This is a genomic window from Flavobacterium chungnamense (assembly GCF_039539165.1).
Lineage (GTDB): Bacteria > Bacteroidota > Bacteroidia > Flavobacteriales > Flavobacteriaceae > Flavobacterium > Flavobacterium chungnamense.
Genome location: NZ_BAABCS010000003.1, coordinates 273954 through 299963 on the forward strand (window position 1 = coordinate 273954; position 26010 = coordinate 299963).

Genomic DNA, 26010 nt, shown 5'->3' on the forward strand with positions numbered 1-26010 from the left:
GGATTAATTCATTTTTTCTTTCCAAAGGAATTTTCCTAAATCGAATAAACTTTCTAATGGTTTTGTATCTAACAAATCAACCACAGTGTTGACCGATTTTTCGATTAAAACATCTGTTTTTTCAAAACCAACTGAAGTATCATCCATCCAAAATTTCAACAAAAACAAGAACTGAATCCAAGCACCTTCTACAAAAACTGGTTTCGTAATTTTAGAAATTCTATCACTAACAATATTTTCATTTTCATCAATAATAGTTACGATAAAATCTTTAAAGTGGTTTCTGAATTGTTTTAAACTTTTCAAATTCTTCAATCCTTCTTTATTTTCTTTCAATGAAAACAGAACATAACTTCTGTTTAAAGTTAAAATTTCGAACAATGTAAAATACAACGTCAAAAGCTTATTTTTATCTGAATAACTTTCAAAAGATTCGTCTTTTTTAATAGAATCTTCTGCATTTTCAAAAAATTTAACCCAAATTTCCTGCCTCAATCCATCCAAAGAACCAAAGAATTTGTAGAAATCTGCTTCCTCTATTTTGTGCTCTTTACAAAATGAGAATACATTTTTAGGTTCAGCATTATTGCTTAGAACATAATCCATGTACATAGAAATAATGGCATCATCAGTTACCAATTTCTTTTTGCTTGTTGTTTTCTTAGAAGTTTCCATTTGAAATAAATTTGATTGTAAAATTACTTATTGTTTAACAATTAATGAAATTATCTAAACAAAAATTTTTGTTAAATGTTGTTCAAAATATTTGAAAATAAAAAAGCAACCAATGAAAATTGATTGCCTTTAATGAAGTTATAAAATCTTAAATTTAGTTTCCAGCTTGTTTTTTAGCATCTTCAACCATTTTTTCATTTGCAGTAATTGCAAACTCAACTCTACGGTTTTGAGAACGACCTTCCGGAGTATCATTAGTTGCAACAGGATCGGCAATTCCCATCCCTGTTGTACTGAAACGTACAGTATTTAGACCTTTTGAAGCCAAATACTCCTTTACCGATGCCGATCTTTGTTCTGACAAAGTTTGATTATATTCAACTTTTCCTGTACTATCAGTGTAACCATAAATCACAATATTTGTATCTGCATAACTTTGAAAAACTGGAACCAATTTATCTAAATTTGCTTTAGCAGTCGAAGTTAATGTAGATTTATTGGTATCGAAACGAACAGAATTTTCACCTAATGTTAATTTTATTCCCTCACCTACTCTTTCAACTTGAGCTCCTGGTAATGCCGTTTGGATTTCTCTAGCTTGCTTATCCATTTTATTTCCAATAACGCCACCTGCAACGCCTCCAATTACTCCACCAAGTACAGCGCCAATTGCACCATTACCACCTTTCCCGATGTTATTACCTAAAACTGCTCCAAGTACACCACCTGCAACAGCACCAATGGCAGCACCACGTTGTGTTTTATTAGTATTTTTAACCGACTCACAGCTTGTAAAAAGTGAACCAATACTTAACATTCCCATCAATATATGAATTGTGATTTTTTTCATTTTTTATAATTTTAAATTATTTAATTTTTTTGAAATTGATAAACAACATCAATTGACTTTCCTCCAACATTAATTTTATCAATCAATTGAAAGTTAGTTTCCGTTTGATTAGCAACAGCTAGGATATAACCATCTACTACTTTTTTCGATTTAGTTTCGTTAATTATTTTCATGACAAAATATCCATCGTCATTGATAAACCATGTGATTGGTGATGAAAAACTAGTACAACTAGAGTTATTCAAAGCCATTTCACCTTTGTTATTATTTGATATAAACTTCCATGTACTTCCAACAAAACATTTAGAATCTGCAATATCAAATGAAGTAACTTTAATATAATCTGAACCTGGATAAGTTACTGAACTTATAGTCCAATTTCCTTTAACTAAAACTTGTGAACTTTTATCAAGTCTAGTATTTGTAACATTTTGTTTTGGCTTACAACCAATTACAAAAGAAACTAATAGTAATAGAAGAATACCCTTTTTCATGTTTATTTAAATTTAGTTTAATGAACAAAGGTAATTATTAATCGATTACTAAAATTACATGATTACTACAAAAACTTATAGAATTACTTCTACGTCATTTTGTCATATTTAAGTTTTTGGTATTGAATTTGACTTAGATTTAAAAATCGTTTAACTTAAAAGTTCAAAATATGTCAACAGGAAAAATTAATGTTTCAGTAGAAAACATTTTCCCTTTAATTAAGAAATTTCTTTACAATGACCACGAGATTTTTCTTCGTGAGTTGGTTTCAAATGCAACAGATGCAACTTTAAAATTAAAACATTTAACTAGTATTGGTGAAGCTAAAGTAGAATATGGCAATCCAATAATCGAAGTAAAAATCGATAAAGAAGCTAAAAAACTTCACATCATCGATCAAGGTTTAGGAATGACAGCTGAGGAAGTTGAAAAATACATCAATCAAGTAGCTTTTTCAGGTGCTGAAGAATTTCTTGAAAAATATAAAGATTCAGCAAAAGATTCTGGTATTATTGGTCACTTTGGTTTAGGATTTTATTCTGCTTTCATGGTTGCTGAAAAAGTTGAAATCATCACAAAATCATTTAAAGACGAACAAGCGGCACATTGGACCTGCGATGGAAGTCCAGAATTTACATTAGAAACATCAGACAAAACATCTCGTGGAACTGAAATTATCCTACATATTGCTGAAGACTCTTTAGAATTTTTAGAAGAATATAAAATTAGAGAGTTACTTACTAAATATAATAAATTCATGCCAATTCCAATTAAATTTGGAACTCGCAAAGAAACACTACCAAAACCAGAAGACGCTCCAGAAGACTTTGTTGCAGAAACTAATGAAGTTGACAACATCATCAATAATCCAACACCGGCTTGGACAAAATTGCCAACAGATTTAACAGATGAAGATTACAAAAGCTTCTATCACGAATTGTATCCAATGCAATTTGAAGAGCCACTTTTCAATATTCATTTGAATGTAGATTATCCTTTCAATCTAACTGGAATTTTGTATTTCCCAAAATTGTCTAACGATATGCAAATGCAGAAAGACAAAATTCAGATGTACCAAAATCAGGTTTTTGTAACCGATAATGTAGAAGGAATTGTTCCAGAATTTTTAGGAATGTTGAAAGGTGTAATTGATTCACCAGATATTCCATTGAACGTTTCTCGTTCGGGATTGCAAGCGGATAGCAATGTAAAGAAAATATCCAATTATATTACCAGAAAAGTAGCAGATAAACTTAAAGGTTTATTCAACGAAAACCGTGAAGATTTCGAGAAGAAATGGAATGACATCAAAATCGTTTTAGAATACGGAATGCTTTCCGAACCAAAATTCTATGAAAAAGCAGGCGATTTTGTTTTATATCCATCAGTAGATGACAAATACTACACTTTGGCAGAATTGAAAGAAGCCATCACTCAAAATCAAACCGATAAAAATGGAAAATTAGTAGTTTTATATGCTTCTAATAAAGATACACAACACGGTTATGTTGAAATTGCAAAAGAAAAAGGATATGAAGTTTTATTTTTAGATTCTCCAATTGTTTCGCATTTGATTCAGAAATTAGAGTCTGATAATGAAAACCTAACTTTTGTTCGTGTGGATTCTGACCATATTGACAAATTGATTCAAAAAGAAGAAACCCAAATTTCTAAATTATCGGAAGATGAGGCTACTAATTTGAAAACCGTTTTAGAAGAAATTGTTCCAAAAACCAACTATTCTGTTCAATTGGAACCAATGGATAGTAATGCAGCACCATTCATGATTACGCAACCAGAATTCATGAGAAGAATGAAAGAAATGAGTCAAACTGGCGGTGGCGGAATGTTTGGAATGGGTAATTTCCCAGAAATGTACAATTTGGTCGTAAATACTAATTCTGAATTAGCAACAACTATCTTAAACACCTCTGACAAATCAGCTCAAGAAAGTTTGGTAAAACAAGCATTAGATTTAGCCAAAATATCACAAGGATTATTAAAAGGAGAAGAATTGACAGCTTTTGTGAAAAGAAGTTTTGAGTTGATTAAATAAGTATTGAGACGAAAGTATTAAGAATTAAGATTAACCTGTGAGTGAAAACTTGCAGGTTTTTTTGTAGATTTGGTTATCAAAATCTTTTCAAGGTGAAAGCTCTACTCAAATTTTTATTTTTCTTTTATACAACCATCATCATTGCTCAAAACAATGTTGAACAAGAGCTTTTGAAAAAATATAGTAGCTATGAATTAATTAAAAATCAAAAATCAAAATATGGTAGTTGGACTTATAAATTTGAATTAGACAATGGAAAAATAATAACTCAAGAAAACTACGAAAGAAATACTTTGGTTTATAAGTCAAAAATTAGTTATGACTCCATTAATAACATAAAATATGAAATTAAGCTTTATGATAGAAATGATGGTTATAAAATTGACACTGTTACTATTGAACAAAAAATATACAACAATAAAAAAGAATTAATTCAACTTTTGCATAAAGACGAATCTTTTACAAGATACAGTAATCATGATTTAAATGGTTTTCCGCAGTTAGAAGAATATAAAAATCATTTAATTTATGACAAAAGAGAGTTCAAATATGATTCAAAAAACAATATCATAGAAGAGAAAATTTATTCAAAATATTTTGACGAAATCAATAATAAAGAAACAGATTCTACTCAAATTGAAACTATTACTTACGAATACAACTTAAATAATGATATAATAAGTTTAAATAGACAATTCAAATTTCCAGTTAAATTTCCAATTATTTATGGTGGTGGACGGTCTCATTATGAAAACGAAAAATTTCGCTATGTGTACAATAATGATGATTTATGGACAAAAAAGTATTGGATAATAAATGAAAGAGAACTATTAATTGAAAAAAGAAAGTTTTATCGCTAACTTGTATTTTCTTTTCATTAAATATTAAATTAAACAAAAATATGATTTCTATCCTTAAAAAAATCGTAACAAAACTTGGAGGAATTGATACTTCAGAAAAAAATCATGTTGATACTTTTACAGAAAACCGAATTTTAAATGTTCCTGGTGAGCAAATCGCTTCAATAGAAAATGGTGGAATATGGGTGGATTTTCAAGAACTTTCTGATTATCATTTTATGAATATTATTGTTGTTGGAAAAAAGAAATTTAAAACCTTTGAAGGTTGTGAATTAATTTTCACTTCAAACAATTCAGAACTAAAATTAATTTCCGATTCTAAAGAAATTGAATCTGATTTTTCTAATGTTTCTAATCGATGGATTACTCAAATTGCCTTTGATATTACTAATATAAATATTGAACTGATTGTCAACAAAGAAGCAAGTCAGGTGGGTTTAAACTTTAAAAAAGATTCAGAAAAATTTGAAATAATAAAATAAAAAAATGAACCTATCCATAGAAACTCCAGCATTACTTTTCTCTGCAACTTCGTTAATTCTGTTAGCTTATACTAATCGATTTTTAACCATTGCACAAATCGTTCGAGGCTTGAAGAAAACCTACGATGAAAAAGAGAACAAAAGCATTTTGATAGAAATCAAAAACCTCAACTTGCGTTTAACATTAATTAGATACATGCAACTTTTTGGTGTACTGAGTTTGTTTCTTTCCGTATTTGGAATGTTAGTTTTGTTTATGGAATGGAAGCTTGTTGGCATTTATATTTTTGGTGCGAGTTTGCTTAGTTTACTTATTTCCTTGGGCATATCCTTTTGGGAAATTAGTATTTCTGTAAAAGCTTTACGTGTTCATTTGAGTGATTTAATTGACAATGAAAACACAAAAGATTAATTATCAAAACGTTAATTTTTATTATATCTTCTCAAAATCCCTATTTGTAGGGATTTTTTTTATAATTTAATGCCAGAATTTTGAACTATTAAACCCTTAAAACTAAAAAATATGAGAAGAGTCTACGAATCATGTGGAAAATTAGAAATTGACGAATTTACAAATGCAAAAAAAGTCACAGTAAAAACTCATCTACCTGAACTTAAAAAAGGGGGTAAGTACGAGTATATAAATTACTATAACATTTCAACAAAAGACCATTACGGAATTTTAGGTGTAATAGTTGTTAATGGAGAAAAAAACGAGGATTTGACAAATTATCCTGATGCAATTACCACTAGCAAACTTAGAGTTGTTGATGGAAATCCAATTCATCTACCTTTTGATTTAAAACCTTTTGGGGATAATGATTTTTCTAATTTAACAAAAGAAGATGAAGTGAGTTTTATCTGTTTTCATGATGATAACTTTGAAACAAACAATGCAGAAAAAAATATTTTGGGATATTGTCAATCACTTCTACCCAACTTAAACAAACCCATTCAATTTTTTAAAAATAATAAAGGTGTTAATCCTGAAAATCTTGATTTTGAAGCCGAACCAATGAAAGGTAATGGTGGAATACTAACAATTAATAATTGTATTTAAAATAGTAGCCATTGAAATTAATGAGTTTGAAAAAAATTAAAATATGGTTACTCCAAGCAACGCTTTTATTAAGTGTTGCTTTGGTTTATTCACAATCATCAGCTCTAAAAACCCTTGAAAAACACAATAAAAATCAAGACTTTAAAAAAGCCAAGAGTATTGTAGATAAAATAAACACTATAAAATTTAACACCACAGAACTTGCTCAGTACAACTATGCTTTAGCTACAATAATGCTGCAAGACAATCGTGATGATCTCGCTTACAACCATTTTATAGAATCTAAAAAACTATATAGATCTATTGATAGTACAGATAAAGTTGCTAAAATAAATATTGAAATTGCTTCACTATTATTGGCAATAAACAGAAACAATGTAGATTATAAAAATTTTCTAAAAGAATATAATGACTACGCAAAACAAAAAAAAGATCCTGAAATTTTAACGGAGTTTTATATTCAAATTGGAAAGTCATTTTACGATACTATTCCGAAAATATCACTAGACTATTTTAGAAAAGCTGAAAAAGAAAACCTAAAAACGAATGATAAATTAACGCATGTAAGGATTCTTCAAAATATGGGAGCAACTTTTTCTCATGATAAAATAAAAAAAACAGATTCAGCTTTATATGTTTTAAAAAAAGCAATTATAATTTTAAAAAAAATTGAGTCAACCTCTAGCAATCAAAAAAAAATAACCGAATACTTCTTTAATTTATATACTAATATTGGAAGAGCATACAGTAAGAAAAAAGAACATGAAAACGCAATTTATTACTATCAAAAAGCTGATTCAATTCCTTTAAAAGGCTTTTTAAACAAAAATAAAGAAACTTTATACAGCTATATATCTGAATCTTACAAAGAAAAAGGTGATTATAAAAAAGCATTAATATACCTTGACAAACAAAAGGTTTATGAACAAATCATAAATGAAAAAGAACAAAAAATTGCTATTAAAGACATCGATACAAAGTACAATACCGAAGAAACGAAACTTCAAAATTTAACATTAAAAACAAAGCTTCAAACCAATAAAACTATACTTTTTATTGGTTTGGCTTTACTCTTAATAATTGCAACAATTGGAATTCTGGCTTACAAAAACGTTTCAAAAAAGAAAACTATAGCTGAACAAGAAAAGCTTATCCAAACCCAGAGACTTGAAACTTCATTAAAAGAGCAAGAACTTCATGAAATTGACATAATGCTTGAAAGCCAGGAAAAAGAACGACAAAGAATAGCAAATGAATTACATGATAATCTAGGTAGTTTATTAGCAACTTTAAAGTTTAATTTTCAAAATCTTAAACGCCAAAAAGAAGTTTTAGAAGATAAAGAAAATCAATTGTTTGAAAAAACCGATGCACTTATTGATGAAGCTTATCAAGAAGTAAGGAATATTTCACATCTAAAAAATCTTGGAGTTATTGGAAGTCATGGTTTGGAAATTGCCGTAAAAAAAATGGCAGAAAAAATGAGTATTCTTAAAAAATTAACCATAAATGTAATTCCATTTGGATTAAACGAAAGATTAGATAATCAAAAGGAACTAACGATTTTTAGAATGATTCAAGAATTGTGTACCAACATCATTAAACATTCTCAAGCTACCGAAGTTAATATCTTCTCACACAACATAATAAAACCGATATTAATATTATTATTGAAGATAATGGGAAAGGATTTGATATTAAAAAAATTGTTATAAAAGACGGAATAGGACTCAAGAGTATAGAAAAAAAAGTGGAACAAATGGAAGGAACTTTCACCATAGATTCAGTAATAAACAAAGGAACAACCATAATTATAGACCTACCTATATGATAACATTAGTAATTGCAGAAGATCATCAAGCTCTAATTGACGGCATTCGTTCTTTTTTGGAATATGAAGAAGATATTACCGTTTTAGGTGAAGCTAATGATGGTGAAATGTTAATCGATTTGGTTAGAAAAAAACAACCACAAATTGTATTGACCGATATAAGAATGCCAAAATGTGATGGAATATCAGCAACAAAAACAATTAAAAAGGAATTTCCAAACATAAAAATAATTGCTTTTAGCATGTTTGACCAAGCAGAAGCCATTCACCAAATGAAAGATGCAGGAGTTTCTGGTTATATAATGAAAAATTCTTCTCTTAAAAAAGTTTTAGAAGCTATAAGAATTGTAGCTAAAAACGGTAGCTTTTTTGATGATGCAATAACAACTACAGATATAACAAGTAAAGAGGAAATTGTATTAAGCACTCGAGAAAAAGAAATACTACGCCTAATAGGTGAAGGAAAAACATCTCAAGAAATTGCTGATATTTTATTCATTGGTAAAAGTACTGTTGATACTCACAGAAAAAATATTCTGAAGAAAATGAATATTCAAGGAAAAACAGATTTAATAAGATTTGCCGTTGAAAGAAAATATGATTTTTAGTAAATAATCTTACATTCAAAAATTAAAAATAGCATTTCATAAACTAAAATGGCTGTTTCATAAAAAAAAATAAATATCTCTCATTTTTTGACTTACCTTACAAAGAAATAAAACTAAAAAATGATGACTTTCACCAAAACCGATTTATTTTATTCAGATTATGAATGGTCGTCCTATATACCTTCTGATCCTAAAATTTCTGGAAAAATAAATGAAACCCGATTTAATAAAAATCAAGGCTTGGAGGTGTTGTATCTTATTAACAAGTTAATCGATTTGTGGGATTTTAGTAAAATTGAAAGTTGTATTAAAATTGAACGTTGCATAAGAGAAAAACTACCTCCTAAAATAACCAAACAAGAAGAAGTAGCTACATGGATACAATTAAATTGGAAAACTATTGAATTCAAAAAAAAATAAAAAAAGAATTTAAACCTTTTATCAATTTCATAGTCATATACTTAAACTTATTTGATTATGAAAAAAACAACCACACTTTTACTTATACTTCTTGCATCAACTGTAGGATTTAGTCAGGAAGGCGAAAAACCAGATAATACTGGGGACAACTTCAGCTTAGAAGGTGCTTTGGCATTATTCAAAAAATCAAACTCTTTAGAAGAATTTGAAAAATTGCTCAACGAAGAAAATAACAATGTAAATAACCTTGATCTAAATGATGATAATGATATTGATTACATTATAGTGGACGACATTCGTGAAGGTGATATACATGCAATCGTTTTAAGTACTTACATAGACGATAAAGAAAAACAAGACATCGCCATAATTGGAATTGAAAAAACTGGAAATGAAAGTGCAACGCTTCAAATTGAAGGTGATGCCGATTTATATGTTGAAAATACGTTTATCGAACCAAATGAAGTTGTAGAATCTTCAACTGGTGGAAAAGGTGGGCCAAGTATTTCCGAAATTACAACAAAACAAGTAATTGTAAATGTTTGGTTTTGGCCAAGTGTAAGATTTCTTTACGCTCCAACCTATGTAGTATGGCACTCTCCATGGCGATGGGGTTTTTATCCAAAATGGTGGAGACCGTGGAGACCCTACAAATATCATGTTTTTTACAACAGATGTTCTCCTCATAGAGTTCACTACCATAGCGTTCCTGCAAGAAGAGTTGTAGTTGCGCACAAAATATATGCCCCAAGAAGAAATCATTCTAATCTCGTAATTCACAACAACAGAAGAACAACTGTGGTGAAAAGTAATAATCGTAAAACAACCGTTGTAACAAAAAACAAAAGAGGAGAAGTAAAAGCTGTAAGAGTTAAAAAATCAAATCCAAACAGAGTTAGAACTTCTGGAGGAAGAAGATAAAGGTTAGTTAGTTTAATAAATGTTTGAATCAATCTCATGATATTTTTTCATGGGATTTTTTTATTCAATAATCCAAAGTAAAACTGGCTTTTTTGTTTGCTTCAATTTGGCATCTAATTTCCTCATAAACTCATCAGAAACTGCTGGACAACCCCAACTTAAAGGAGAAACTTTAGGATAAATTTCTTCATTAGAAACCGCATTCCACGAATGTAAAACCACTACTCTTTTCACTGCATTTTCATTCGATTTTTCTAAACCATGCAACCAATATTTCACATTAATTCCCCAAGAACTATAATCTCTCTTTCCAATTTTATACTTGCCTTTCATGGAACAATGACTATCGGTTTTATTACTAAATTTAGCCTTTTCCCATTTTTCTGGATTTTCTTCAAATTGATCGCAACTTCCATGAGTTACCAAATTTTTGTCAGCTATCTTATTTTCTTTAAAATCATAGATAAAAAATCGATTCTTTCCAGGATGAATACTTAAATCCAACAAGAAATAATAATCCTCATTAAATTCGTTTTTCTTACAATACTCAAGAGCTTCTTTATTGGTAGCTTTATAATCTTTAATTGGAGTTTCAACTTTTGCATTGTTGCAACAAATAAAACTCAAACACAAAACAAATAAAATATTTTTCATAGAAACAAAATTTAATCCATATTCAACGTTATAATTTCAATTATATTTAAACCTTTTGTGTTAAATAAAGTCTAAATTTATAATTCAATTCATCGGTTATGAACAAAAGCAATCTTTGGTCACTGCGATTAGGTTTTTCAGGAAAGCAAGCGCAACTTATAGAACAATTAGGATTTGAAAAATTCCTAAATCAATCGTACGCAACTACATTTGAAAAAACGCTTCCAAATTTTCTTGACGATGAACCTAAAACCATTGCTGAGCTGAAAGAACTTCGTCAATCGATTAAAAACGGAACTGCAGATGACCAAAAGAAAGTAATAAAAAAACAAATTAGAAATGCTACCGAATTAAAAAAATGGTGGATTGATAAATTTCTAACAGAAAAATTTCCCTTGAGAGAAAAGATGACCTGCTTTTGGCACAACCATTTTGTGGCAACTTCTCAAAAAGTAAAATCTACGTATTGGATTTACCAACACAATATGATTTTACGTGAAAATGCTTTCGGAAACTTCAAAGAACTTACCAAACTGATTGTAAAATCGAATGCAATGGTTCGTTATTTGGATAATGTTGACAATCGAAAAGACAAAATCAATGAGAATTTAAGTAGAGAATTACTAGAACTTTTCACCATTGGAATTGGAAATTATACGGAAAACGATATTAAAGAAGGTGCAAAAGCTTTAGCTGGATTAAATCTTGGCGAAGAAAGTGCAGTTTACAGAAGATTTTTAGAAGACAATTCAACCAAAACCTATTTTGGGAAAAAAGGAAATTTTAAAGCTGATGATTTAGTCGACATTATATTTGAACAAAAAAACACACCTTATTTAATTACAAGAAAAATACTAAAATGGTTTATTTATGATAATCCATCAGAAGATTTAGTAGTTTATTATGGTGATTATTTCAGAAAAATGAATTTTGAAATCAAGCCACTTTTAACCAAAATTTTTAACGAAGAATATGCGAAAGAGAATTCTGGAAGCAAAATAAAAGATCCATTAACTTATCTATTTCAACTCACAGACGAGTTAAATATTACAAATTCAAATAGTAATTTGATTTCTTTTTTCTTAAAACAACAAGGTATGGATTTATTCAATCAACCCAATGTTAAAGGTTGGGATGGCGGAAATTCATGGCTAACTTCTCAAATTTATTTACAAAGAAATAATGCGAGTGATTTACTATGTAATGGACGAAATATTAGCAGAAAAGTATTTGACAAAATTCCTGAAGAAGGTGACGAACCTGAAATTAAGTTAGAAAAAATCAACGTCAGCATAGATTTTGATAAAAATGGAAATAACAAACAGATAATTTCAGAATTATCAAATAGACTGCTTTTTAGAGTAGATGAAAATTTGCAAAAAGACATGGAAAATTTACTCAAATACGATTTTGATGCCAAAGATACCAATGCCAATTATGCCGTACTAAGACTATTCAATTACATTACAAAAACTCCTGAATACCAACTGATTTAAAGCTAAAATTATGAACAGAAGAAACTTTTTATCGCTCACAGGAACGTTCACCGGAGGAATGCTTTTGCTTCCTGATTTTTTACATGCTTTTGGTTCTCAAAACAATTTGGTAATTGGAGAACAATGCTTGGTTTTTATTCAATTAAATGGTGGAAATGATGGTTTGAATACTTTCATTCCATACGAGAACCCTTTATATTATGACCTTCGAACTAAAATTGCCATCAATAAAAATGATGTAATTGGAAAAAATAAAGGAATGGCTTTTCATCCGGCTTTGAAAGATTTTGCTCAAATGCAACAAAACGGAGATTTGTCAGTAATTCAAAATGTAGGTTATCCTGAACCTGTTCGTTCGCATTTTAGAAGTCAGGAAATTTGGCAGACTGCAACCGATTCTAATATGTATTTGAATGAAGGTTGGCTAGGTCGTTACTTAGATTTGCAATGTAAAGAACACCAACCAACAGCCGGAATTAATCTAGATTCCATTGACAATTTAGCTTTAAAAGGTGTCGAGCCCAATTCAATCACAGTAAAAGATCCAAACCGATTTAAAATTAGAACTGATAAAGAAGAAAATATAAAATTATCTGACAATCCGCAATTAGATTTTGTTAGAAAAATTGCAAACTCCGTTACAGAAGGTTCCGATGATATTCAAAAAGCTTTGGCAAAATCGACTGCCGAAATTAGTTATCCAAAAACTGGCTTATCCAAAAATTTAGAATGGATTGCTCGATTGGTGAAAGGAAATTTGAACTCAAAAGTGTATTACACATCGCTTGGCGGATTTGACACACACGACAATCAATTGGACATTCATAAAAGAAAATTAACCGAATTGAACGATGCTATTTTTAGTTTTTACACCGATTTAAAGAAAGCGCAATTGCTACAAAATGTTACTATTGTTGTCTTTTCTGAATTTGGAAGAAGAGTAAAAGACAATGGCAATGGTACCGATCACGGAACTGCTGCACCTATGTTTGTTATTGGAGGAAACAACAAATCAAAAATTATAGGAACTAATCCAAACTTATCTGATTTAGACAATGGTGATTTAAAACATCAAATTGATTTCAGAAGCGTTTACGCGACTTTGTTACAACAAAAAATGAATTTTGATTATACTAAAATTGGCATAAACAATAAACCACTCGAAGGATTATTCTAAACTTTAAGAAGATAAACTTTTGAACTCATTAACAAAGAACTATCTTTGTCGGCTTTTTAAAAAATAAAAAATGTTAAAGAATAGTGTCCTTAAAGGTGTGATTTTAGTGGGTCTTGGTGCGTCAAGTTATGGAATGCTAGCCACTTTTGTAAAACTTGCTTATCAAGAAAATTATACAACAGCTGAAGTTACCATATCGCAATTCATTTATGGAATTCTCGGAATGCTATTGATTAATGCCTTTCAAAAATCGACTTCTAAAACTGCTGTTGAAAAAGCAACTCCAAAGAATATTTTTCAATTAATGTTGGCTGGAACTTCCTTAGGAATGACTAGTGTTTTCTACTATTTATGTGTACGATATATTGATGTTTCAATCGCAATTGTTTTATTGATGCAAACCGTTTGGATGGGCGTTTTATTAGAATGGTTTCTCGAAAAAAGAAAACCTTCTACACAAAAAACTGTTGCAGTATTAATAGTTCTATTGGGAACCATATTAGCTACAAATATTTTAAATAGCAAAGTAGCCATAGACTGGAGAGGGATCTTTTGGGGAATATTAGCTGCTGCTTCATTTACAACAACGATGTTTACCGCTAATAGAATTGCTATCGGAATTTCATCGGCGCAAAGAAGTTTATATATGTTATTGGGAGGAGCAGTTATCGTTTTTGGATTTGCATTGTTTACCCAAAATACACCTTTCAATTTTGATATTTTCTTAAAATGGGGAATCTTCTTAGCATTATTCGGAACCATTATCCCTCCTATTTTAATGAATGCTGGATTTCCTATAACAGGAATTGGTCTTGGTAGTATTGTTTCTGCTCTTGAACTGCCTGTTTCTGTGCTAATGGCTTATATCATATTAAGTGAAAAAGTAGTTTTCATTCAATGGGTTGGTATAATTTTAATCATTATCGCCATAGTTATTATGAATGTTAAATCTAATTTTTTATCAAAAATATAATAATTTTGTCAAACTAATTCTACAAGTTTATTTTTTTTGTTAATTTTTATTTATTTTCGTAAAACAAAACAACAAACTAAATGGACAAACCTTGGCACCTTTATGTCATGGCAGTGTTTTACATACTCGCCGGAATCAATCATTTTCGAAAACCTGAAGTATATTATAAAATAATTCCTCCTTTCCTAACAAATAAAAAATTCATAAACGAATTAAGTGGTTTATTAGCAATAATGTTTGGAGTATACTTATGCATACCTATTTTTTCAAATTTAGCAGCAATCTCAATTATAATATTATTAGCACTAATTTTTCCGGCCAACATCTACATGTTGATTAATGAAAAAGCAAGTTTAGGCTTTCCAAAATGGGTTTTATATCTTAGAATACCAATACAATTCATCCTTATGTTTTGGGCTAGTCAATATGCCGATTTTACAAGAATTATTTAAAAACTATTATGAACTAAATTGTACTATTATGAAAAAACTATTAGCAGAATTTTTTGGAACCTATTGGCTTGTTTTTGGCGGATGTGGTAGCGCATTATTTGCAGCAGGATACGTAACTCCTACTGGTGTCCATTTAGGAATTGGATTCTTAGGTGTAGCTTTAGCATTTGGACTAACTGAACTAACAATGGCTTATGCTGTTGGTCATATTTCTGGCGGACATTTCAATCCTGCAGTTTCTTTTGGTCTATGGGCAAGCGGAAGATTTTCTGCAAAAGACTTACTTCCCTACATAATTGCACAATGTTTTGGAGCTATAGCGGCAGCTGGTTCACTGTTTTATATTTGGACAGGTAAAACTGGAAATGTGATTGATAATTCAAGCGCTGGAGCATTTGCATCTAATGGTTTTGGTAAGTTTTCTCCAGATGGATACTCAATGATTTCATGCTTTACCGCCGAATTTTTATTAACTATGTTTTTCTTATTAGTAATTCTAGGTACAACAGATAAATTTGCTAACGGAAAATTTGCTGGAATTGCAATTGGACTAGCTTTAACCTTAATTCACTTAATTAGTATTCCAATTACAAATACTTCTGTTAATCCTGCTCGTTCATTATCTCAAGCATTGTTTACTCAAGGCGAACCTTTACGACAAGTATGGTTGTTTTGGGCTGCACCAATATTAGGAGCCGTTGTTGGTGGACTTATCTACAAAAACCTTCTACAAAAAACAGATGACTAATAATTAATTGATCTAAATAAAATTGAAACGGCGGAAAATATTCCGTCGTTTTTTTTTATTTTTGAAAGATGAATTCATTATTCCCTTCAGAAAAAATAATTTTTGATCTACCCAACGCAGAAATTGAATATTACCCTAATTTCTTTGATGCAGAAAAATCTAAAATGTTTTTTGAAAAATTGTTAAATGAGATTCCATGGCAACAAGATGACATAACTGTTTTCGGAAAAACACATCCACAACCAAGATTAACATCACTTTTTGGAAACGACGGAAAACCTTACTCCTATTCCAATATTGTGATGCAACCTCATCACTGGAATCCATTGTTGATGTTTATTAAAAATGAAATTGAAGAAGTTTGTTTTGAAAATTTTACAACTGTATTACTCAATTTGTATAGAGATGGTAAAGATAGTAACGGATGGCATGCTGATAATGAAAAGGAATTAGGTCGAAATCCAGTTATAGCTTCCGTAAGTTTTGGAGCCAAACGAAGTTTTCACTTACAACACAACACTATTGAGGATGCCAAACTAAAAATTACTTTAGAAAATGGAAGTCTATTACTAATGAAAGGTGAAACACAACATTTTTGGAAACATCAAATTCCAAAAACAGCCAAATCTATTGCACCAAGAATTAATTTAACCTTTCGCATTATCAAATAATATTTTGATTATTTTTGATAAAAATCAAATTACAATGAATGACATAATACATTATTTTGAAAGCATACCCTCTTTACATAGAGCTTTAATTCTTGCTGGTGGAATTGCTATATTTTGGTTGATTGAAAGCGCAATACCTTTTTTTAAATTTCAATATAATAAATGGCAACATGCCGGAATTAATATCTTTTTTACAATAACTACAATTATAGTAAATTTTGCATTAGCTTTTATTTTACTAAAAACAGCAGATTATGTAACAAAAAAAGAATTTGGAATTTTAAACTGGTTGCCAAAAATGAATCCAATAGCTTTTACTGTAGTTGGAATACTTTTATTGGATTTTATTGGAGCTTATTTGGCACATTTTACTGAACACAAAGTAAAATTATTGTGGCGTTTTCATTTAATTCATCATTCAGACACCTATATTGATACCACATCAGGAAACCGTCATCATCCTGGTGAAAGTGTAATTCGATTTGTTTTTACAACTTTAGGAGTTCTTATTGTAGGTAGTCCAATGTGGATGGTATTCATGTACCAAACACTATCAGTTGTTGCAACTCAATTCACACATGCTAATATTTGTTTGCCAAAAAAAATAGATAAAGTTATGAGTTACATATTGGTTTCTCCTGATATGCATAAAACTCATCATCATTACAAACTGCCTCATACTGATAGTAATTATGGAAATATCTTCTCTATTTGGGATAGAATTTTTGGAACATTTAGCTATATGGAAAGGGAAACTATCATTTATGGAGTTGATACACATATGGATCCAAATGAAAATAATAAACTAGTTAGTTTATTAAAAATTCCATTCCAAAAAACACGTTCACCTCAAAAAGAATAAAATTTTTACAAACATTTAAAAAAGTAATTATTTTTTTTCTTAATATTGGTATATAAATTGATTGATAAAAAAGAACTAACATTAAAATTGTGCTTTTCGACTAATGAAAAAAAGTAAAAGAGTAGAACTTGACGACGAACAATTAGAGCGAGTTGTAAGTATGGCTCAAGAGGAGAGAAAACCTTTTGAAGTATTAAAAGCTGAATTTGGAATAACTGAAAATGAAGTTACAGAATTGATGCGTAAACGATTATCTAAAGACAACTTTGAGCTTTGGAAAAAGAAAGTTGCGGCAAGCAAACCAAAACCAAAACCAATGGTTGATGATGACTTTGACGATTTAGATGGAAAATATTACATGAAAAATAAATTTGATTAAATATAATCAGATACTTCCAAGCGATAAGAAATTATCGCTTTTTTTATTTTTTGTACAATGCCTCATCAAATAGCTTTTAAATATTTTAATCAATTTATTTAAAATAAATATCAATTTTATTAATTTATATTTAAATATTATTTAATTTTGTTTATTATAATTTTAATACTATGCAAACAAAACTTCCAATACAATGCCCAAGTTGTGAAAGCTCACTTATAGTAACACAATTAAGTTGTGGTAATTGCTCAACATCTGTTTCTGGCAATTATTCTCTTCCATTATTGCTTCAAATCACTGAAGAAGAGCAGAATTTTATCTTACAATTTTTTCTAACAAGCGGTAGTTTAAAAGAAATGGCTACTCAAATGGGAAATAGTTATCCAACTGTAAGAAACAAATTGGATGATATTATCAACAAAATAAATCACTTAAAATCCAAAAAATAAGTATGAAAAAAATAATATTTAATCCTTTTCAAAACTATTCCGAAAAGCAATTAATAACATTTGGAATTTTAGCAGGTATCATCGGATGCCTTCTAGCATTTGCCTTTAATGGACGATTTGATGGTGTTCTCGATTTACATTTTATTGAAAAAACATCTATTTCAACGACTGCAATTGATTTAATAATAAATATTTTTATTTTATCAACACTTTTATTTCTTGTTGGCAAATTAGTAAATAAAAAAACACGCTTTATTGACATCATAGCAACAAGCCTAATTGCAAAAATTCCTTTTTACTTACTATTATTTTTCAATGTAAACAACAAAATGTATTTGGTTACTGAAAAACTAATAGATATGGTTTCAAAAAACAAAGAAATCAATATTGAAAATTCAGAAATGGTTTTACTTGTGTTATCAGGGATTGCAACATTCATCTGCTTAATTTGGTCAATAATCCTTCTTTTTAATGGATTCAAAACTGCAACCAACTCAAAGGAAGCAAAACATATTTTACTTTTTGGATTAGCAATAATTCTAGCTGAAGTGATATCAAAAATTATAATACTAAAACTAAACTATTAGATAAAATGAAAAAAGCATCAATAACAATTGTTATATTCTTCTTGTCGTTAACAACTTTCGGACAAGACATTACAGGTAAATGGTATGGATTATTAAAAGTTCCAGGAGCTCAATTACCCATTGAAATTAATGTTACCAAAACTGAAAATGGTTATAAATCAACTATGGACAGTCCTGATCAAAAAGCATTTGACATACCAATTCCATCAACTAGTTTTGAAAACGCTACTTTCAAATTTGCAATTCCAGCAGGTAGAATTGAATATGAAGGAACTTTTGAAAACAATAAAATAAAAGGAATTTTCAAACAAGTTGGACAAAGTTTCCCAATGGAATTGTCTAGAGAAAAAGTGGAAAAAATGGCTTTGGCTAGACCTCAAGAACCAAAAAAACCTTATCCTTATTATACTGAAGAAGTTACTTTTGAAAACAAAAAAGACGGAGTAACACTTGCTGGAACTTTAACACTACCAAACAAAGAAGGAAACTTTCCAGTAGTAATACTAATTACAGGAAGTAGTCCACAAAATCGTGATGAAGAACTTCTTGGGCATAAACCTTTCTTAGTAATTTCAGATTATTTAACAAGAAACGGTATTGGCGTTTTACGATACGACGACAGAGGAACTGCTTCATCTAAAGGAAATTATGCCACTTCAACAACTTTAGATTTTTCTTATGATACTGAAGCAGCAGTAAACTATTTACTTAGCAGAAAAGAAATAAACAAAAAAAGTATTGGTCTTGTTGGTCATAGTGAAGGAGGCGTTGTAGCTCCAATGGTAGCAAGTAGAAACAAGAATGTAAGTTTTATAGTATTACTTGCAGGAACTGGATTGAGAGGCGATAAACTTCTTTTATTACAACAAGAATTAATCTCAAGAGCTGGTGGTGCATCTGAAGAAAACATAAATGAAGCCAGAATTTTCAATGAAAAAATATTTGATTTAATAATTAAATCTACTGATGATTCTATACTTAATACTGATTTGACCAATCTTTTTGAAGAGGCAATTAGTAAAACTCCTGATGTAAAATATCCTGAAGGAATGACTAAAGAACAATACATTAAATTTCAAATAAATCAATATACAGATACATGGATAAAATATTTTATAAAACTAGATCCAAGTGTTGCTTTAGAAAAAGTAAAATGTCCAGTTATTGCACTAAACGGATTGAAAGATTTACAAGTACCAGCAAAAGAAAATCTAGAAGCCATAAAAAATGCCTTAGCTAAAGGAAAAAACAAAAAAGTTACAACCAAAGAACTTCCTAATCTAAATCATTTGTTTCAAGAATGTACAACAGGTGCTCCAAGTGAATATGATAAAATTGAACAAACCTTTTCACCAATAGCTTTGACTGAAATATTAAATTGGATAAAAATTCAGGTAAAAAATTAAAATAGTTTGTAACAAATCTATTAGATTAGCTACCTATTATTAGAAATTTTGATATTTTATGAAAAAAATAATCCTATCCTTAGCAGTTGTTACTTTGTTTTTTGGTTGTAAACCAACTTCTACAGCAGTTTCTTCTGAAAAATCTGAAGTTGTAGTAAACATCAACTTAAACGACGTAAAAGAAGATAAACTTTTAGTTTCTATTAGTGCACCAACTATCACAACTGATGAAGTTGTATATCACGTTCCAAAAATAATTCCAGGAACATATTCCGAAGATGATTATGGTAAATTCATTGATGATATGAAAGCTTTTGATAGTGAAGGAAATGCTTTACAAGTTGAAAAACTAAGCACTAACTCTTGGACTATCAAAGAAGCTAAAAAACTAGATAAAATTACCTATTTAGTTAATGATACTTATGATATTGAAGGCGGAGGTGGATTTGGAAGTGGTGTATTCTCTCCAGCTGGAACAAATATTTTAGAAGGGAAAAATTTTATGCTAAACAACCACGGTTTCGTTGGCTATTTTGAAGATAAAAAAGACTTAACTTACAAATTAAACATCACCCATTCTGAAAATCTTTTTGGAGCTACTTCATTAGTCGATTCTGACAGCAGTAATTTATCAGATACTTTTGTTGTTTCTAGATATAATGATTTGGTTGACAATCCGATAATGTATTCTAAACCAGATTATGTTACTTTCAATGTAGACGGAATGGAAATCCTTTTTAGCGTTTATTCACCAAATGATAAACATACAGCTAAAGCTCTTTCTGCAGATTTAGAAAAATGTATGCGAGCTCAAAAGAAATTTTTAGGAGCTGTAAACAGTAATAAAAAATACACTGTCCTTCTTTATCTTTCTGAAATGAAAAAGACTGATGCAAAAGGTTTTGGGGCATTAGAACACAACAGTTCTACAACAGTAGTTTTTCCAGAAATGATGCCAACTGGTGTATTAGGAAAACAAATCATCGATGTAGTTTCACACGAGTTCTTTCATATTGTAACACCACTTGGAGTTCATTCTAATGAAATTCATTATTTCGATTTTAATTCACCTAAAATGTCACAACATTTATGGATGTATGAAGGTGTAACCGAATATTTTGCAAATCTATTTCAAGTAAACCAAGGTTTAATTACTGAAGATGCATTTTACAGAAGAATGGATGATAAAATAAAAGGTGCTAAACGTATGAATGATACTATGCCTTTTACAACCATGAGTCAAAATGTTCTTGTTGAACCATATAAAGGTCAATATCTAAACGTTTATGAAAAAGGAGCCTTAATTGGAATGTGCATTGACATCATTATCCGTGAAAAAAGTAATGGACAAAGAGGAATCTTAGATATGATGCAAAAACTTACTAATGAATTTGGTCCAACAAAACCATTTAATGACAATGAACTTTTTGCCAGAATAACCGAAATGACTTATCCAGAAGTAGGTGAATTTTTAAATACCTATGTTGCTGGTCCTACTCCAATTCCATATGAAGTTTATTTTGCTAAAGTTGGAATTGCAAAAGGGAAAATTAAAAAAGCAGTAAATCCATTTTTAAACAGTTCTAAATCGGCTGGAATTTCTGGAAACCCAACAACCAAAGAAATCATAGTTAGAAACAATACAGAATTAAGTACTTTTATGACCAATATCGGATTAAAAGCGGACGATGTAATTACTTCTTTAAACGGAAAAAGCTATAATCTTGACACTTTGTCTGAAATGATGACTGAAGCTCAAAATTGGAAAGACGGTGACAACGTAACGATAAAAGTAAAACGAGATGGTAAAGAACAAACATTGACTGGTAAAGTAATCTTGTCTTACCAAGAGTCTGAAGGCTATCAAGTAGTGGAACCAACAAAACAAACTTTAAAAGAAGCTTGGTTAAAAGGATAAACTTGAATATATCCATTTTTTAAATCCTCAATTTATGCAATAGATTGAGGATTTTTTTATTATTTTGCCGAAAATAAAATAAACCATGCAAAAAATAATTATTGCTTTACTAGCACTTGTAGTAATCAGCTCATGTTCTGAAAAAAAATCGGACAAAAATCTTCAAATAACTGGTAATATAAAAGGTTTAAAAAAAGGAACACTTTATATTCAAAGAATTAAAGACACAACTCTTGTAGCCATTGACACTATCATTATTGATGGAGATTCGCACTTTAAAAGTGAAATGAATATTGATTCACCAGAAATGCTTTATCTTTTCTTGGATAGAGGAGTTTCCAATTCTGTAGATAATAATCTTCCGTTCTTTGTTGAGCCAGGAAAAATTAATATTGAATCTTCTTTAGAATTTTTTACTGCTGACGCAAAAATTACAGGTTCAAAAAATCAAGAATTATATGATGAATACAAAAAAGTAGTATCGCGTTATGTAGATGAAAATTTAGAATTAGTTAAAAAAAGGTTTACTGCGTTTAAAAATAAAAACACTGCAGAATTAGCCAAAATTCAAGTTGAACAAGATAATATCTTAAAGAGAAAATATCTTTACACAACAAATTTTGCTGTTAACAATGCAAGTCATGCGGTTGCTCCTTACGTAGCCGTTGCAGAAATCTACGATATCAATTTAAAATATCTTGATACCATTCAAAAATCTCTTACGCCAGAAATCTCAAAATCGATTTACGGAAAACAATTAAAACAATTAATTGAAGAAAGAAAGAAGTTAGAAGAAACTAAATAAAAAAAATGCCGTTCAAAATTTTGAACGGCATTTTTTTTATTTAATCTTCTCCATAAGGAGGTTTACATGTTGGATCTAAATGTCTTCTTAATCTTTCTGGATCAGTAAAATCTGCTTGTACTCCTTGAATGGTGTTAGTAGAAGTATTAAATCCAGTAAACTTTCTCGGAATACCTCTTCTTTCATCTATAGGAGTTGCAGTATTATCAACTGCAGCGCCATTAAATGGATAATAATAAGTATTAGTTCCCACTAGATATTTTCTTTCAAGCTTAGTAGGGATACCATCAGCATCATCATCTATATCTAACATATTTGGTGTTCCATCTCCATCAGTATCATAAATTTCTACATCTCCATCTCCATCATAATCATATCCTAAAAAAGGGTTTTCTCTCCATCTTATCAAAGCAGGAATTGCTGGATCTAATTTTCTTTCATCTTTAGATAAAATTCCATCTCTGTCATGATCTCGATATCTTAATTCATATAATTTAAAGCTAAAAATTATTGGAGAGTAAGAAGGAATCGAACCAGCTGCATTATTAAAGTAAGCTAAACCTGATGGTAAAAACATAACACCTGCACCAAAATCATTAAAAGTAATCGGATTTGGACCTGGAGCAGTTGTATAAGTTCCAGTTTTAAAGTTTGGCATAATGTGTGTCCAACCAGAAATTACATCTTGCAAACCAAACCAAACAGGGTTTGTAGCATCATCAAATTGATCGTCGGTCAATCTAGTTCCTCTATAAGAAACGTGAACAGAATCAACTTGTGTTGGTCTTTTACCATTTACGGCATCACCTTCTCTAAATTTAATAAAATAGATTTTATATTCGATACCATCTTCTTTTACAAGAGTATCTTTTAATGGATATAGTGTTTGTGTTCTAATAGATTGTTGCGTTCCACCAGTAGGAATTTCAGTAAATGTTACATCAAAATTTGTTGGATCAACTGTCATGTAATGCGTATCGATATAATCATCAATTGAGTCAATATCAGCTGCATATTGTTCTGCATAATCTCTTAATGGCGTTACTGGGTCATCACTCTTGCTACAAGATGCTAAAAGACCACAAAATACTACTGCTGAAAGTATTTTAAAAATATTATTCATTATTAATCAATTTTAAGTGCGCAAGATACAATATTGATTTATTTTTGTAAACTATTTAACGTTGATTTTAGATATTTTTATGAGAGTAGATAAATACCTATGGTGTGTTCGATATTATAAAACCAGAAATATGGTTACAGAAGCTTGTAAAAAGAACCATATTACTGTTAATGGTCAAGTTGCAAAAGCATCTAAAGAGGTTTTCCCATCAGATAAAATCACCTTTAGAAAAGATCAAATAACTCATATAATTTCAGTTTTGGATGTTCCTGCCAATCGTGTTGGAGCAAAACTTGTTGATGTTTATCGTAAAGATGAAACTCCTGCGGAATCTTTTGCGCATTTAGAATTATTGAAACTATCAAAAGAACATTACCGAAAAACTGGAACTGGCCGACCAACCAAAAAAGACCGACGCGACTTAGACGATATAGAATTTAAAACTGATATTGATGAAACTGAATAGCAATTATTGGGAAGAACGTTATCAGAATAACGAAATTGGCTGGGATGTTGGTACTATTTCAACTCCTTTAAAAGAATACATTAACCAAATTGAAGACAAATCTATCAAGATTTTAATTCCTGGAGCCGGAAACAGTCATGAATTTGATTACTTAATTGCTAATGGTTTTCAAAATGTTTTTGTATTAGATTTTGCCCAATCACCTTTGGATAACATTCTAAAAAGAGTGCCAAATTGTAATCCAAATCAATTGATAAAATCAGATTTTTTTGAACATGAAAATAAGTATGATTTAATTATTGAGCAAACTTTCTTTTGTGCCTTAGATCCATCTTTAAGAAAAGGTTACGTTCAAAAAATGAAAGAATTATTAAATCCAAATGGGAAATTAGCAGGATTGTTTTTTCAATTTCCATTAACCGAAGTTGGTCCGCCTTTTGGTGGTTCTAAAGAAGAATATAATTCTTTATTTGAAAATGATTTCTATTTAAAAATATTAGAAACTGCACATAATTCTATAAAACCTAGAGAAGGAAACGAACTCTTTTTTATATTTACAAAAAAATAAAACCATGAGCCAAAATATCATTCTTACACATCAAGAAATTGAACATAAAATTAAGAGAATTGCTTATCAAATTTATGAAACTTTCGTAGAAGAAGAAAGCATTGTTTTGGCAGGAATTGCCTCGAATGGCTATATATTAGCAGAAAAATTGTCAGTTTCTTTACAATCTATATCGCCAATCAAAGTAATTTTATGTGAAGTAAAAATCGATAAAACAAATCTAAATTCTGAAATAACTACCTCAATCTCAAAAGAAGAATATCAAAATAAAGGCATTGTTTTAGTTGATGATGTATTGAATTCTGGTTCAACGTTGATGTACGGAGTAAAACATTTTTTAGACGTTCCTTTAAAGAAATTCAAAACTGCGGTTTTAGTAGATAGAAACCATAAAAAATATCCAATCAAAGTTGATTTTAAGGGAATCTCGCTTTCAACATCTTCACATGAACATGTTTCTGTAGTTTTTGAAGACAATAATAGTTTTGCCGAATTAAGCTAATAAACTTGTAATTTCAGCAACGACTTCATTAATACTTTTATCATCTACATTTACTTTAAAAGTCGCTTGATTGTAGTAAAAACTTCTGTCAAAAAGATGCTTTGCTATGAATTCTTTAATTTCACTATCATCTAAATTGGCTATCAAAGGACGCTTTTGTTTTCCTTTTAAAAGACGATTATACAATGTATCAATCGAGGCTTTTAAGTAGATAGAAACCACGTTATCTCCATTCAATAACTCATGATTATTGAAATAACAAGGTGTTCCTCCACCGGTGCTAATCACCATATTTTTCTCCTCTGAAAGTAATTCTAAAAAAAGTTGGTGTTCTTGTTTTCTAAAAAACAATTCGCCTTTGGTAGAAAAAAGTGTTTCGATAGACATTTCGCATTTTTCTTCAATCATTTCATCCAATTCCACGACCGAAAATTCAATCTGTTGTGCTATTTTTTTAGACACAACCGACTTACCGCTTCCCATATAACCTATTAAAACAACTTTTTTCATAAAATA

The 26010-nt window shown here is 29.8% G+C and carries 32 protein-coding genes; 26 read left to right on the forward strand and 6 right to left on the reverse strand.

Going from position 1 to position 26010, the window contains the following annotated elements; translation table 11 throughout:
- Nucleotides 1–3 precede the first annotated feature (3 nt).
- From ABD771_RS01880 to ABD771_RS01890, 3 genes are all read right to left on the reverse strand, one after another.
- The gene (locus ABD771_RS01880; protein ID WP_345089834.1) at nt 4–675 is read right to left on the reverse strand and encodes a TetR family transcriptional regulator C-terminal domain-containing protein; all 672 of its coding nucleotides are present in this window, start codon (nt 673–675) and stop codon (nt 4–6) included.
- Between the two features lie 154 nt (nt 676–829).
- The gene (locus ABD771_RS01885; RefSeq protein ID WP_345089839.1) at nt 830–1525 is read right to left on the reverse strand and encodes a YiaD family glycine zipper/OmpA-like lipoprotein; all 696 of its coding nucleotides are present in this window, start codon (nt 1523–1525) and stop codon (nt 830–832) included.
- A gap of 20 nt (nt 1526–1545) precedes the next feature.
- On the reverse strand, nt 1546–2019 hold the full coding sequence (locus ABD771_RS01890) for a hypothetical protein (RefSeq protein ID WP_345089842.1): 474 nt from the start codon (nt 2017–2019) through the stop codon (nt 1546–1548).
- Nucleotides 2020–2189: 170 nt separating this feature from the next.
- Here ABD771_RS01890 and htpG point away from each other — a divergent pair, with 170 nt between their 5' ends.
- The 10 genes from htpG to ABD771_RS01935 all read left to right on the forward strand — a co-directional run bounded on the left by htpG (nt 2190) and on the right by ABD771_RS01935 (nt 10258).
- The gene (gene htpG / locus ABD771_RS01895) at nt 2190–4076 is read left to right on the forward strand and encodes a molecular chaperone HtpG (RefSeq protein WP_345089845.1); all 1887 of its coding nucleotides are present in this window, start codon (nt 2190–2192) and stop codon (nt 4074–4076) included.
- A 92-nt stretch (nt 4077–4168) separates the two neighbouring features.
- Nucleotides 4169–4936, forward strand: a complete 768-nt coding sequence (locus tag ABD771_RS01900) for a hypothetical protein (protein ID WP_345089848.1) — start codon at nt 4169–4171, stop codon at nt 4934–4936.
- A gap of 41 nt (nt 4937–4977) precedes the next feature.
- A complete protein-coding gene (locus tag ABD771_RS01905) occupies nt 4978–5418 on the forward strand; it encodes a hypothetical protein (RefSeq protein ID WP_345089851.1) in 441 nt (146 codons plus the stop codon).
- 4 nt (nt 5419–5422) lie between these two features.
- On the forward strand, nt 5423–5830 hold the full coding sequence (locus ABD771_RS01910) for a DUF2721 domain-containing protein (protein WP_345089855.1): 408 nt from the start codon (nt 5423–5425) through the stop codon (nt 5828–5830).
- A 111-nt stretch (nt 5831–5941) separates the two neighbouring features.
- Complete coding sequence (locus tag ABD771_RS01915) at nt 5942–6478, forward strand: hypothetical protein (RefSeq protein WP_345089858.1); 537 nt, start codon at nt 5942–5944, stop codon at nt 6476–6478.
- Between the two features lie 26 nt (nt 6479–6504).
- Entirely contained in the window at nt 6505–8193 is a 1689-nt protein-coding gene (locus ABD771_RS01920) for a tetratricopeptide repeat-containing sensor histidine kinase (RefSeq protein ID WP_345089861.1), read from the forward strand.
- Nucleotides 8184–8309 (forward strand): hypothetical protein, encoded by a 126-nt coding sequence (locus ABD771_RS14310; protein ID WP_425556438.1) that lies wholly within the window; start codon nt 8184–8186, stop codon nt 8307–8309. The genes ABD771_RS01920 and ABD771_RS14310 overlap by 10 nt, the downstream gene beginning before the upstream one ends.
- Complete coding sequence (locus tag ABD771_RS01925) at nt 8306–8917, forward strand: response regulator transcription factor (protein WP_345089864.1); 612 nt, start codon at nt 8306–8308, stop codon at nt 8915–8917. Before ABD771_RS14310 ends, ABD771_RS01925 begins: the two co-directional genes overlap by 4 nt.
- Nucleotides 8918–9037: 120 nt before the next feature.
- Nucleotides 9038–9337, forward strand: coding sequence for a hypothetical protein (locus ABD771_RS01930; RefSeq protein ID WP_345089867.1), 300 nt, complete (start codon nt 9038–9040; stop codon nt 9335–9337).
- Between the two features lie 57 nt (nt 9338–9394).
- Nucleotides 9395–10258, forward strand: a complete 864-nt coding sequence (locus tag ABD771_RS01935; protein ID WP_345089870.1) for a hypothetical protein — start codon at nt 9395–9397, stop codon at nt 10256–10258.
- A gap of 60 nt (nt 10259–10318) precedes the next feature.
- Here the strand turns inward: ABD771_RS01935 and ABD771_RS01940 are convergent, their stop codons facing one another.
- Entirely contained in the window at nt 10319–10912 is a 594-nt protein-coding gene (locus tag ABD771_RS01940; RefSeq protein WP_345089873.1) for a murein L,D-transpeptidase catalytic domain-containing protein, read from the reverse strand.
- 98 nt (nt 10913–11010) lie between these two features.
- On the opposite strand from ABD771_RS01940, the gene ABD771_RS01945 reads away from it, so the two are divergent.
- The 13 genes from ABD771_RS01945 to ABD771_RS02005 all read left to right on the forward strand — a co-directional run bounded on the left by ABD771_RS01945 (nt 11011) and on the right by ABD771_RS02005 (nt 22835).
- Nucleotides 11011–12408 carry a DUF1800 domain-containing protein gene (locus ABD771_RS01945; RefSeq protein WP_345089877.1) on the forward strand — a complete coding sequence of 466 codons (1398 nt, stop codon included), beginning with the start codon at nt 11011–11013 and terminating at the stop codon, nt 12406–12408.
- 10 nt (nt 12409–12418) lie between these two features.
- Nucleotides 12419–13585: a DUF1501 domain-containing protein gene (locus ABD771_RS01950; RefSeq protein WP_345089880.1), complete on the forward strand. Its 1167-nt coding sequence runs from the start codon at nt 12419–12421 to the stop codon at nt 13583–13585.
- 70 nt (nt 13586–13655) lie between these two features.
- Nucleotides 13656–14558, forward strand: a complete 903-nt coding sequence (locus ABD771_RS01955; RefSeq protein WP_345089884.1) for an EamA family transporter — start codon at nt 13656–13658, stop codon at nt 14556–14558.
- 80 nt (nt 14559–14638) lie between these two features.
- On the forward strand, nt 14639–15010 hold the full coding sequence (locus tag ABD771_RS01960; RefSeq protein ID WP_345089887.1) for a DoxX family protein: 372 nt from the start codon (nt 14639–14641) through the stop codon (nt 15008–15010).
- Between the two features lie 28 nt (nt 15011–15038).
- Nucleotides 15039–15758, forward strand: coding sequence for an aquaporin Z (gene aqpZ, locus ABD771_RS01965; RefSeq protein ID WP_345089890.1), 720 nt, complete (start codon nt 15039–15041; stop codon nt 15756–15758).
- Between the two features lie 68 nt (nt 15759–15826).
- Entirely contained in the window at nt 15827–16429 is a 603-nt protein-coding gene (locus tag ABD771_RS01970) for an alpha-ketoglutarate-dependent dioxygenase AlkB family protein (RefSeq protein WP_345089893.1), read from the forward strand.
- A gap of 34 nt (nt 16430–16463) precedes the next feature.
- On the forward strand, nt 16464–17291 hold the full coding sequence (locus ABD771_RS01975) for a sterol desaturase family protein (protein WP_345089896.1): 828 nt from the start codon (nt 16464–16466) through the stop codon (nt 17289–17291).
- A 103-nt stretch (nt 17292–17394) separates the two neighbouring features.
- Nucleotides 17395–17670: a TIGR03643 family protein gene (locus ABD771_RS01980; RefSeq protein WP_298306501.1), complete on the forward strand. Its 276-nt coding sequence runs from the start codon at nt 17395–17397 to the stop codon at nt 17668–17670.
- Between the two features lie 170 nt (nt 17671–17840).
- A complete protein-coding gene (locus tag ABD771_RS01985; protein WP_345089901.1) occupies nt 17841–18119 on the forward strand; it encodes a DUF2089 family protein in 279 nt (92 codons plus the stop codon).
- 2 nt (nt 18120–18121) lie between these two features.
- A complete protein-coding gene (locus tag ABD771_RS01990; RefSeq protein ID WP_345089904.1) occupies nt 18122–18706 on the forward strand; it encodes a YIP1 family protein in 585 nt (194 codons plus the stop codon).
- 5 nt (nt 18707–18711) lie between these two features.
- Nucleotides 18712–20112 (forward strand): alpha/beta hydrolase family protein, encoded by a 1401-nt coding sequence (locus tag ABD771_RS01995; RefSeq protein WP_345089905.1) that lies wholly within the window; start codon nt 18712–18714, stop codon nt 20110–20112.
- A 58-nt stretch (nt 20113–20170) separates the two neighbouring features.
- Nucleotides 20171–22030 carry a M61 family metallopeptidase gene (locus ABD771_RS02000; RefSeq protein ID WP_345089908.1) on the forward strand — a complete coding sequence of 620 codons (1860 nt, stop codon included), beginning with the start codon at nt 20171–20173 and terminating at the stop codon, nt 22028–22030.
- A gap of 85 nt (nt 22031–22115) precedes the next feature.
- On the forward strand, nt 22116–22835 hold the full coding sequence (locus ABD771_RS02005; RefSeq protein ID WP_345089911.1) for a DUF4369 domain-containing protein: 720 nt from the start codon (nt 22116–22118) through the stop codon (nt 22833–22835).
- A gap of 40 nt (nt 22836–22875) precedes the next feature.
- Here the strand turns inward: ABD771_RS02005 and bamM are convergent, their stop codons facing one another.
- A complete protein-coding gene (gene bamM, locus ABD771_RS02010) occupies nt 22876–23958 on the reverse strand; it encodes a BamM family beta-barrel-assembly machinery protein (RefSeq protein ID WP_345089914.1) in 1083 nt (360 codons plus the stop codon).
- 79 nt (nt 23959–24037) lie between these two features.
- On the opposite strand from bamM, the gene ABD771_RS02015 reads away from it, so the two are divergent.
- The 3 genes from ABD771_RS02015 to ABD771_RS02025 are packed head-to-tail and all read left to right on the forward strand — an operon-like array spanning nt 24038 to nt 25494.
- The gene (locus ABD771_RS02015; RefSeq protein WP_345089917.1) at nt 24038–24424 is read left to right on the forward strand and encodes an RNA-binding S4 domain-containing protein; all 387 of its coding nucleotides are present in this window, start codon (nt 24038–24040) and stop codon (nt 24422–24424) included.
- Nucleotides 24411–24992 (forward strand): class I SAM-dependent methyltransferase, encoded by a 582-nt coding sequence (locus ABD771_RS02020; protein ID WP_345089921.1) that lies wholly within the window; start codon nt 24411–24413, stop codon nt 24990–24992. Before ABD771_RS02015 ends, ABD771_RS02020 begins: the two co-directional genes overlap by 14 nt.
- 4 nt (nt 24993–24996) lie before the next feature.
- Nucleotides 24997–25494: a phosphoribosyltransferase family protein gene (locus ABD771_RS02025; protein ID WP_345089924.1), complete on the forward strand. Its 498-nt coding sequence runs from the start codon at nt 24997–24999 to the stop codon at nt 25492–25494.
- Here the strand turns inward: ABD771_RS02025 and ABD771_RS02030 are convergent.
- Nucleotides 25486–26004, reverse strand: a complete 519-nt coding sequence (locus ABD771_RS02030) for a shikimate kinase (RefSeq protein WP_345089927.1) — start codon at nt 26002–26004, stop codon at nt 25486–25488. The two genes, ABD771_RS02025 and ABD771_RS02030, sit on opposite strands and share 9 nt — an antisense overlap.
- Nucleotides 26005–26010: the final 6 nt, after the last annotated feature.

Excerpts from the sequence above, each read along its gene's own strand:
- ABD771_RS01880 (WP_345089834.1), bottom strand. The coding sequence starts at position 675 with ATGGAAACTTCTAAGAAAACAACAAGCAAAAAGAAATTGGTAACTGAT.
- ABD771_RS01885 (WP_345089839.1), bottom strand. The coding sequence starts at position 1,525 with ATGAAAAAAATCACAATTCATATATTGATGGGAATGTTAAGTATTGGT.
- ABD771_RS01890 (WP_345089842.1), bottom strand. The coding sequence starts at position 2,019 with ATGAAAAAGGGTATTCTTCTATTACTATTAGTTTCTTTTGTAATTGGT.
- htpG (WP_345089845.1), top strand. The coding sequence starts at position 2,190 with ATGTCAACAGGAAAAATTAATGTTTCAGTAGAAAACATTTTCCCTTTA.
- ABD771_RS01905 (WP_345089851.1), top strand. The coding sequence starts at position 4,978 with ATGATTTCTATCCTTAAAAAAATCGTAACAAAACTTGGAGGAATTGAT.
- ABD771_RS01910 (WP_345089855.1), top strand. The coding sequence starts at position 5,423 with ATGAACCTATCCATAGAAACTCCAGCATTACTTTTCTCTGCAACTTCG.
- ABD771_RS01915 (WP_345089858.1), top strand. The coding sequence starts at position 5,942 with ATGAGAAGAGTCTACGAATCATGTGGAAAATTAGAAATTGACGAATTT.
- ABD771_RS01925 (WP_345089864.1), top strand. The coding sequence starts at position 8,306 with ATGATAACATTAGTAATTGCAGAAGATCATCAAGCTCTAATTGACGGC.
- ABD771_RS01930 (WP_345089867.1), top strand. The coding sequence starts at position 9,038 with ATGATGACTTTCACCAAAACCGATTTATTTTATTCAGATTATGAATGG.
- ABD771_RS01935 (WP_345089870.1), top strand. The coding sequence starts at position 9,395 with ATGAAAAAAACAACCACACTTTTACTTATACTTCTTGCATCAACTGTA.
- ABD771_RS01940 (WP_345089873.1), bottom strand. The coding sequence starts at position 10,912 with ATGAAAAATATTTTATTTGTTTTGTGTTTGAGTTTTATTTGTTGCAAC.
- ABD771_RS01945 (WP_345089877.1), top strand. The coding sequence starts at position 11,011 with ATGAACAAAAGCAATCTTTGGTCACTGCGATTAGGTTTTTCAGGAAAG.
- ABD771_RS01950 (WP_345089880.1), top strand. The coding sequence starts at position 12,419 with ATGAACAGAAGAAACTTTTTATCGCTCACAGGAACGTTCACCGGAGGA.
- ABD771_RS01955 (WP_345089884.1), top strand. The coding sequence starts at position 13,656 with ATGTTAAAGAATAGTGTCCTTAAAGGTGTGATTTTAGTGGGTCTTGGT.
- ABD771_RS01960 (WP_345089887.1), top strand. The coding sequence starts at position 14,639 with ATGGACAAACCTTGGCACCTTTATGTCATGGCAGTGTTTTACATACTC.
- aqpZ (WP_345089890.1), top strand. The coding sequence starts at position 15,039 with ATGAAAAAACTATTAGCAGAATTTTTTGGAACCTATTGGCTTGTTTTT.
- ABD771_RS01970 (WP_345089893.1), top strand. The coding sequence starts at position 15,827 with ATGAATTCATTATTCCCTTCAGAAAAAATAATTTTTGATCTACCCAAC.
- ABD771_RS01975 (WP_345089896.1), top strand. The coding sequence starts at position 16,464 with ATGAATGACATAATACATTATTTTGAAAGCATACCCTCTTTACATAGA.
- ABD771_RS01980 (WP_298306501.1), top strand. The coding sequence starts at position 17,395 with ATGAAAAAAAGTAAAAGAGTAGAACTTGACGACGAACAATTAGAGCGA.
- ABD771_RS01985 (WP_345089901.1), top strand. The coding sequence starts at position 17,841 with ATGCAAACAAAACTTCCAATACAATGCCCAAGTTGTGAAAGCTCACTT.
- ABD771_RS01990 (WP_345089904.1), top strand. The coding sequence starts at position 18,122 with ATGAAAAAAATAATATTTAATCCTTTTCAAAACTATTCCGAAAAGCAA.
- ABD771_RS01995 (WP_345089905.1), top strand. The coding sequence starts at position 18,712 with ATGAAAAAAGCATCAATAACAATTGTTATATTCTTCTTGTCGTTAACA.
- ABD771_RS02000 (WP_345089908.1), top strand. The coding sequence starts at position 20,171 with ATGAAAAAAATAATCCTATCCTTAGCAGTTGTTACTTTGTTTTTTGGT.
- ABD771_RS02005 (WP_345089911.1), top strand. The coding sequence starts at position 22,116 with ATGCAAAAAATAATTATTGCTTTACTAGCACTTGTAGTAATCAGCTCA.
- bamM (WP_345089914.1), bottom strand. The coding sequence starts at position 23,958 with ATGAATAATATTTTTAAAATACTTTCAGCAGTAGTATTTTGTGGTCTT.
- ABD771_RS02015 (WP_345089917.1), top strand. The coding sequence starts at position 24,038 with ATGAGAGTAGATAAATACCTATGGTGTGTTCGATATTATAAAACCAGA.
- ABD771_RS02020 (WP_345089921.1), top strand. The coding sequence starts at position 24,411 with ATGAAACTGAATAGCAATTATTGGGAAGAACGTTATCAGAATAACGAA.
- ABD771_RS02025 (WP_345089924.1), top strand. The coding sequence starts at position 24,997 with ATGAGCCAAAATATCATTCTTACACATCAAGAAATTGAACATAAAATT.
- ABD771_RS02030 (WP_345089927.1), bottom strand. The coding sequence starts at position 26,004 with ATGAAAAAAGTTGTTTTAATAGGTTATATGGGAAGCGGTAAGTCGGTT.